Annotated in this window: 5 protein-coding genes and 1 pseudogene; 1 reads left to right on the top strand and 5 read right to left on the bottom strand. The window is 43.2% G+C overall.

Annotated elements, in window-relative coordinates; translation table 11 throughout:
- Positions 1-601 precede the first annotated feature (601 nt).
- Positions 602-1,777 carry a threonine/serine exporter family protein gene (locus A6D97_RS13860; protein WP_017064690.1) on the top strand — a complete coding sequence of 392 codons (1,176 nt, stop codon included), beginning with the start codon at positions 602-604 and terminating at the stop codon, positions 1,775-1,777.
- A 312-nt stretch (positions 1,778-2,089) separates the two neighbouring features.
- Here A6D97_RS13860 and A6D97_RS13855 read toward each other — a convergent pair whose 3' ends face one another.
- The 5 genes and pseudogenes from A6D97_RS13855 to A6D97_RS22225 form a co-directional block, all read right to left on the bottom strand.
- Positions 2,090-3,073 carry a GTP-binding protein gene (locus A6D97_RS13855; RefSeq protein WP_065584640.1) on the bottom strand — a complete coding sequence of 328 codons (984 nt, stop codon included), beginning with the start codon at positions 3,071-3,073 and terminating at the stop codon, positions 2,090-2,092.
- Between the two features lie 92 nt (positions 3,074-3,165).
- Positions 3,166-4,842, bottom strand: coding sequence for an amidohydrolase family protein (locus A6D97_RS13850; RefSeq protein ID WP_017062008.1), 1,677 nt, complete (start codon positions 4,840-4,842; stop codon positions 3,166-3,168).
- A gap of 109 nt (positions 4,843-4,951) precedes the next feature.
- The gene (locus A6D97_RS13845) at positions 4,952-5,587 is read right to left on the bottom strand and encodes a hypothetical protein (RefSeq protein ID WP_017064692.1); all 636 of its coding nucleotides are present in this window, start codon (positions 5,585-5,587) and stop codon (positions 4,952-4,954) included.
- Positions 5,547-5,669: pseudogene (locus A6D97_RS22230) on the bottom strand (carboxylesterase family protein); the annotation flags it as partial. The pseudogene A6D97_RS22230 and the gene A6D97_RS13845, both read right to left, overlap by 41 nt.
- 44 nt (positions 5,670-5,713) lie before the next feature.
- A complete protein-coding gene (locus A6D97_RS22225) occupies positions 5,714-5,998 on the bottom strand; it encodes a hypothetical protein (RefSeq protein ID WP_017062010.1) in 285 nt (94 codons plus the stop codon).
- Between the last annotated feature and the right edge of the window lie 56 nt (positions 5,999-6,054).

Genomic DNA, 6,054 nt, shown 5'->3' with positions numbered 1-6,054 from the left:
AGGTGATGATATCACCTCTAACTAAGTGACCAAATTCAGCGTACCACTACAAAGGAACCTTTGAAACCGTCATCAAAGCTCACTCATAATAAGCTATTATTTACAGTAGATTTCGGTTAATTTTCCAAAGGCCATTATGAAAAACAAACTGAGTTTAGCAATTCAAGCATACTGCAACTGGATTGATTCAAACATTATTGAAATTGCTTATGTCGGTTCCATTCTAGTTGTGATTCTAACGCTCATCATCAATCTTATTTAGGCTTCCATTTCCTAAATATTAGTTTCCTTTACTCATTACCGAGCTTTTCTAAAAGCCTCAGAGTTAAATCAATCACCTCATGGATTTGGAGTTTTACGCCTTCAAATAGCTGCGTGAGCGGATCTATTTTTGAGGTTGCAGCTTCAACAATGACTGATTTACCTCAACGATAAACTGATAACCTCTCATTCAGTGAATCCTATCTTTTTAACCATTGCCTTGTTCGTTTGTAGGGGCCCGTCCTCTATACACGACTATTGGTTACGCTTGAATGAGGATACTATTGAATTAGAATGCCCCTCAAACATATATCGCCTTGGTGATTGAGAAACAAACAGAATGAAACAAACAAATCATATCGAACAATGCCAGCAAGAAATTTTGAGCTTTTCGGACCGATTACATCAATCTGGTTGTGCGCCTTACTCGGTAGCTCAATACACTCAAGCTTATGCAAAACGCCAGAACATTGATGTCTCTATTGATGTGACCCCGACAAAAGTCATCACTATTTTTGAGCAACCCACGCAAAAAGTCGTGATGGAAAACAAAAAACCACCCTCGGTTAACTTACGTGATTTAGTCGCAACGCTTAAAGGGTTTTCGACTCATTCCCATTACGAAGGTTCAGAAACCTACTCGAATCGTACCTTGTGCTTTGCCAATTTATTGCTTCCGCCATGTTATTTAATGTTAGTTGGCAGTACTTATCTGGCGGTCGGTTTATCCATTATTCTGGGCGCTATAGCCTGGCTAGCACAAATTTTCCTGACTGGGCCAAGAAGCATTCTTGTCGAGTTCTTTGTCGCCTTAGTAGCCAGTTTTTTAACCGGTATGATAGCGGCACAGGTTCCCGGCTTACCAACATTGGCACTGTGCATTTCTTCCATTGTCCTTTTTATTCCTGGGTTAACCGTCACCAACGGCTTAGCCAGTCTTGCTCTCAATGACTTTCGGTCAGGTATCGAACTGCTTGCACAAAGCGCACTCATAGTAATGAAAATATTCATCGGCATTGTTATGGGGTTAGGCTTAGCCAACATAATCAATCAACCATTATCGGTACCGGTATTTATTGATGAAATCCCATTCGTTCTTCATGTCACCGCACTGATCGGGATTTCTGTCGCTATTGGCCTTATTTTCAACGCAAGTATGACAGAAATTCTCTTAGGCCTTCCTGTCGCGGCAATTGGCATGTGGGGGCCACATTGGTTTACTTCCGATTGGGTTGTAGGTACATGGGTAAGCACAATACTCATTACGCTTTACGGGTTGGGGATGGGAAAATTGCGTCACGTTCCACCACTCATATACATTATTCAAGGGATCATCATTCTTGTCCCCGGTAGTCGAATCATTGTCGGAGCAAGTGAGTCCTTCTTTGCGACCTCCATTTTACCCATTCCGAATATTGGTCTGTCCGCCTTGCTGATGTTTGGCGCGATTATGGCGGGACAAATCATGGTTTATTCTATATTTAGTCGTCATTTTGATTCCATCATTGAGGACTAACCATCGAGCTAACAATAGCTGATCAACACGCCCCAATAACCCACGATTGAGTCTTTATCTGCTTTTTGACGTTAACCGATTCTGAGAAGGTACTGATGAACAGAGTCTCGAAAATCGATAAGACTATTTTGTTTCAGATGGCGAGGGGAATGAGCAATATGGATTTGGAAAAACCGAATAGAATCGAAAGTAGCCAATAATTCAATAAGATAAGGATGCTTAGGATGAGTCAATGCAAACTAGGCAGAGGTAAGCTAGGTGTAGGCAAGCGCTAGGTTGATAGGCTTGCCATCTACTCCATTTCCGTTCTAACTACGCCACCAGTGCGTTCAGTTTTTTACGCATACTCTCTTTATCAAGGCCACCTTTAGGTCCAATGAAGACTAACCGTGACGAACGAGATTCATCATCTTCCCATGCATCTCCAACCGTCACATTGGCTCGCTGGCCCGTGCACTGAAATACACAGCGATGATCAGGACGATCGGTTAAATTTAAAATACCTTTCATGCGATAAGCATCAATTGAAAACTGTTGCAGTAGAGGATACAAACTTTGTAGATTAAGTGGTTGATCAGTTTCAAAGCTGAATGTTTCGAAATCATGGTTCACGTGATGACAGTGCTCATCATGACAATCATGGTGCTGGCATTCCTTTTGATCAGCCGCTATTTTGTTAGTGACAAAGCGCGTACTTTCAGGGGCATCAAATAAGATAGGTAAATCCACTTCGCCGAATGAAATATCAATCAATTTAGCAAACGGAGCTTGTACTCGGCACCATGCTTTGACTTGCTCTAGTTTATCAGCATCGACTAGGTCAACTTTATTAACCAGAACAATGTCAGCCACTTGAATTTGCTGCTTCGACAACGTCTCCATTGGGCCTTCTAGCCCTAAAATGTTTTCCGCATCGATCGTCGTCACGATTGCATTTAAAGGTGCGTGTGCTTGCAGTTCCGGATCTTCAAATTGAAGTGCCACTTCTTTGGGTTCTGCGATACCTGAAGTTTCAACAATAATATGGTCTGGGCGTTCCTCTAATGCGAGTAAACGCATTACCGAAACGACTAGTCCTTCTGCAAGGTTACAACAGATACAGCCATTCTCTAGGCTGATCATATTTTCACTTTCAGATTTAACTAACTCCGCATCAACATTGATTGATCCAAAATCATTGACGATCACAGCCATGCGCATTCCATTTGCATTGGTTAATATATGGTTTAGTAGGGTCGTTTTCCCTGCTCCTAAAAATCCGGCTAAAATTGTTACTGGAATAGGCTTCTTGCTCATAGCATGCTCTCTTTCGATTTTCGTTGTCTATATTTACTCGGTAAGCAATAAAAAAGGTTGAGCTAATGCCCAACCTTTTAAGTCAGGATAACTTAGCCCGTAACTTTGTTGCGAACCGCTTCACCTGGGTTTGAATCTAACAACATTTCACCAGCTTCAATGATAGGTGTCCCGTTTACAAGTACGTATTTCATGCCTGTAGAAAGGGCATTTGGTTTATCAAATGTTGCAACGGCTTTTACTTCATCAAGTTTGAAAATAGCTAAATCAGCATCTTTACCTACTTGAATACGACCTTTATTTGCCATTTGTGGCACAGCATCCTCAAGAATACGACATGCGTTTAAGCTAGTTCTTTCCATCGCTTCTACTAGTGTTACCGCTTTGTATTCCTCGACATATTTTTCAATAAAACGAGAGAAACAAGCAAGTGAGCGAGGGTGAGCTATTGCGTTGCTTGGAAGTGGCCATACATCACCTTCAATTAATACGCCTTTATCATCCATCCAAGGCATTGCATCTGAAGCGATAGCTGCACCTGGGAATAATACTGAACGGTCCATTTTAGCGCGATCTTCTTTGTTCTCATCGGGTTTTAAGAAGTGCATGACAACCACGGTACCGGGCGCTGATGCTTGTAGTTCAGTGACTTTTTCTTGGTTTAGTGCTTTACCATTCGCTTCCATGTAGCTAGCGCTTGGTACACCCCAACGTTGTAACCAATCGTCACCACGGAAAACTTCTGCGCCAATAACGGAAGAGCCAGCACCATAAGGATAAGCTTCAGTAGTAACGGCTAAACCTTGATCAATGGCGGATTGAACTAAATCGGCACAATCTTCGATATCTTGTACTGACGTGCTGTTGAGGTGACAAATGTGCATGTGTGCACCCGTTGTCGCCGACAGGCTAATGAGTTCTTGGTATGCTTCAAAGCTTGATTGTGGCTCTGCGCTGTTTAGGTAACGAACGTGAGTGTAGGTTGGTACTTCATAGCGTTTTGCTAGTTTAGCAAGATCATAGTACTCTTTGTGGCCATAACCTGGTGCGTAACCCGCGTTAATACCAATGCCTAAGCCCCCCTCTTTAAGACCTTGCTCAACCGAGCCCAGAATTTGTTTTAATTCATCTGGGGTTGCTAGGGTATTTTGCCAATTGTTTTTAGAAAAAGCTTTCTGGAACCAAACAATCGTACCATCAGGAGCAGGCATCGTAGGTTCTTTTGCTTGAATACGAGCGTAAGTCCATGCTACAGAAGCGCCGTAATTAATCGGGCGACCTTCAGCAGCAGTAATATCGTAGTACGTTCCGATTGGGAATAGACCAGATTCCATCTCAAGAGCGGTGGTTACGCCATCGAATGCTTGAGCACGGGCAGCAGGAAGTTGTTGTCCGTGAGCGTGCATATCGATAAAGCCAGGTGCAACCACGAGACCTTCAGCATCGATGATTGTTTTGCCTTGCAGCTTTTTGTCTGAGATTGCAGCAATACGCTTACCTTTAATACCGACGTGACGAATTGCGTCGAGTCCAGTTTCAGGATCAACAACACGGCCATTTTCGATAACGATATCAAATGGCCCTTTCTCGTTAGGCATCAGTTTGATGTTTTGGCCAACCAGTTTTTCAGGGGCTGCATGTAAAACAGAGGCAAAAGGCAGTGCCGCAGCCCCAACCGCTAACTTAGTCAAAGTCGAACGTTTATCTGTATCGACACCATCAAGTAATACTTGCGTAGCGTCCAATTCATTTGGGTCGTAATTTTTCATATTGATACCTGTTATGTTTGTTGTAAAAAAATACTAGTTCATGATTGCTATGAAAACTATGCTGCATGTAGAAAAATCAATCGATTGACTAACACCCACCTTTCCATCATTAGAATCCACTGCCAACCGTTATATAAAACGCGCTGTCAACGTCACTAAAAGCGAGGTCTACCCCCATGTGTAACCCATATCGGCAAGCTATCTGATAGCGAAATCCAGCACCATACGCATCGACACTTTCATCGTCTGACAGACTGCCCTCTACTGTCGCTTTACCCAGGCCATAAAACGCAGAAACGGTCCAACGATTATCAATCGCATTATCGTATTCCGCGACAACACCCAGCCCAGAGGTCACCGAGCTTTCGCCCATAAAATATTGAATAACGCCATTGATAGCGTTATTCACATCTTCATTACTGGTCTCAAACTCTACCGAGCTCTGGCCAATAATCTGTTTCACACCCAGCATCAATGGTGTGTTTGCCACTCGAAACTGGAGCTGCTGAAGCGCAGCGACTCCCGAGTTTTTTGTGCCGAATTGAATCGTTTTGTTGTACGACGCACCTATACTGAACTCTTTGAAAATATCGAGGTTCGCCTTTCCAGCGCCAACGCCACCCGTATATCGAATGGTATCTTTTAGCCACGACGGTATCACCGTTAATGTCGGTATCAGAACCTGCGCCATATTCAAAGTCCCCACCATGAATAAAGACATACACGGGTAATGACTCTGAACCATTGATCTCCGAAGGACGCCAAATATTAAGATTCAAGCAATCTTCAGATTGCTCTTGCTGGGTTATTTTAAGCTGTGGGCACACGGCGCTAAATTGTGTCGCATCTATAGCGCTATCAGCATTGTCTTCTAATTGACGGAGTGACTGTGCTGAAAACGTTGTTGATCGGCGTAAGTGATTCCTTTAAACGCTTCAATGGATACGCGTTGCTCGTCACCTGCTAAGGTATTGATCACAACAGACTCTCTATTTGCGAAAAGAGTCGCGTCCCCGATGGATACTGAAACCTGCTCTGTTGGTAATGTCTGAAGCGGTTCTGGCTTAATAGGACGTGAGCTGGTTTCATCACTACCCCACGCAGAAAGAGCAACAGTGATAGCGATAACCATGAGTGAGCGATGCGTTAAATTCATGGTTGTACCCATAAATGTGTTCGGCCATCTGACCTGATATTGGTATCATCAAACCT

It is taken from the genome of Vibrio sp. ZF57 (assembly GCF_001691235.1).
GTDB classification, from domain to species: domain Bacteria; phylum Pseudomonadota; class Gammaproteobacteria; order Enterobacterales; family Vibrionaceae; genus Vibrio; species Vibrio crassostreae_C.
This window is presented reverse-complemented; position numbering and strand designations above follow the sequence as displayed.

Bases quoted from the DNA above. Each gene is read 5' to 3' on its own strand.
- A6D97_RS13845 (WP_017064692.1), bottom strand. From the start codon at position 5,587: ATGGTTCAGAGTCATTACCCGTGTATGTCTTTATTCATGGTGGGGACT.
- A6D97_RS13850 (WP_017062008.1), bottom strand. From the start codon at position 4,842: ATGAAAAATTACGACCCAAATGAATTGGACGCTACGCAAGTATTACTT.
- A6D97_RS13855 (WP_065584640.1), bottom strand. From the start codon at position 3,073: ATGAGCAAGAAGCCTATTCCAGTAACAATTTTAGCCGGATTTTTAGGA.
- A6D97_RS22225 (WP_017062010.1), bottom strand. From the start codon at position 5,998: ATGAATTTAACGCATCGCTCACTCATGGTTATCGCTATCACTGTTGCT.
- A6D97_RS13860 (WP_017064690.1), top strand. From the start codon at position 602: ATGAAACAAACAAATCATATCGAACAATGCCAGCAAGAAATTTTGAGC.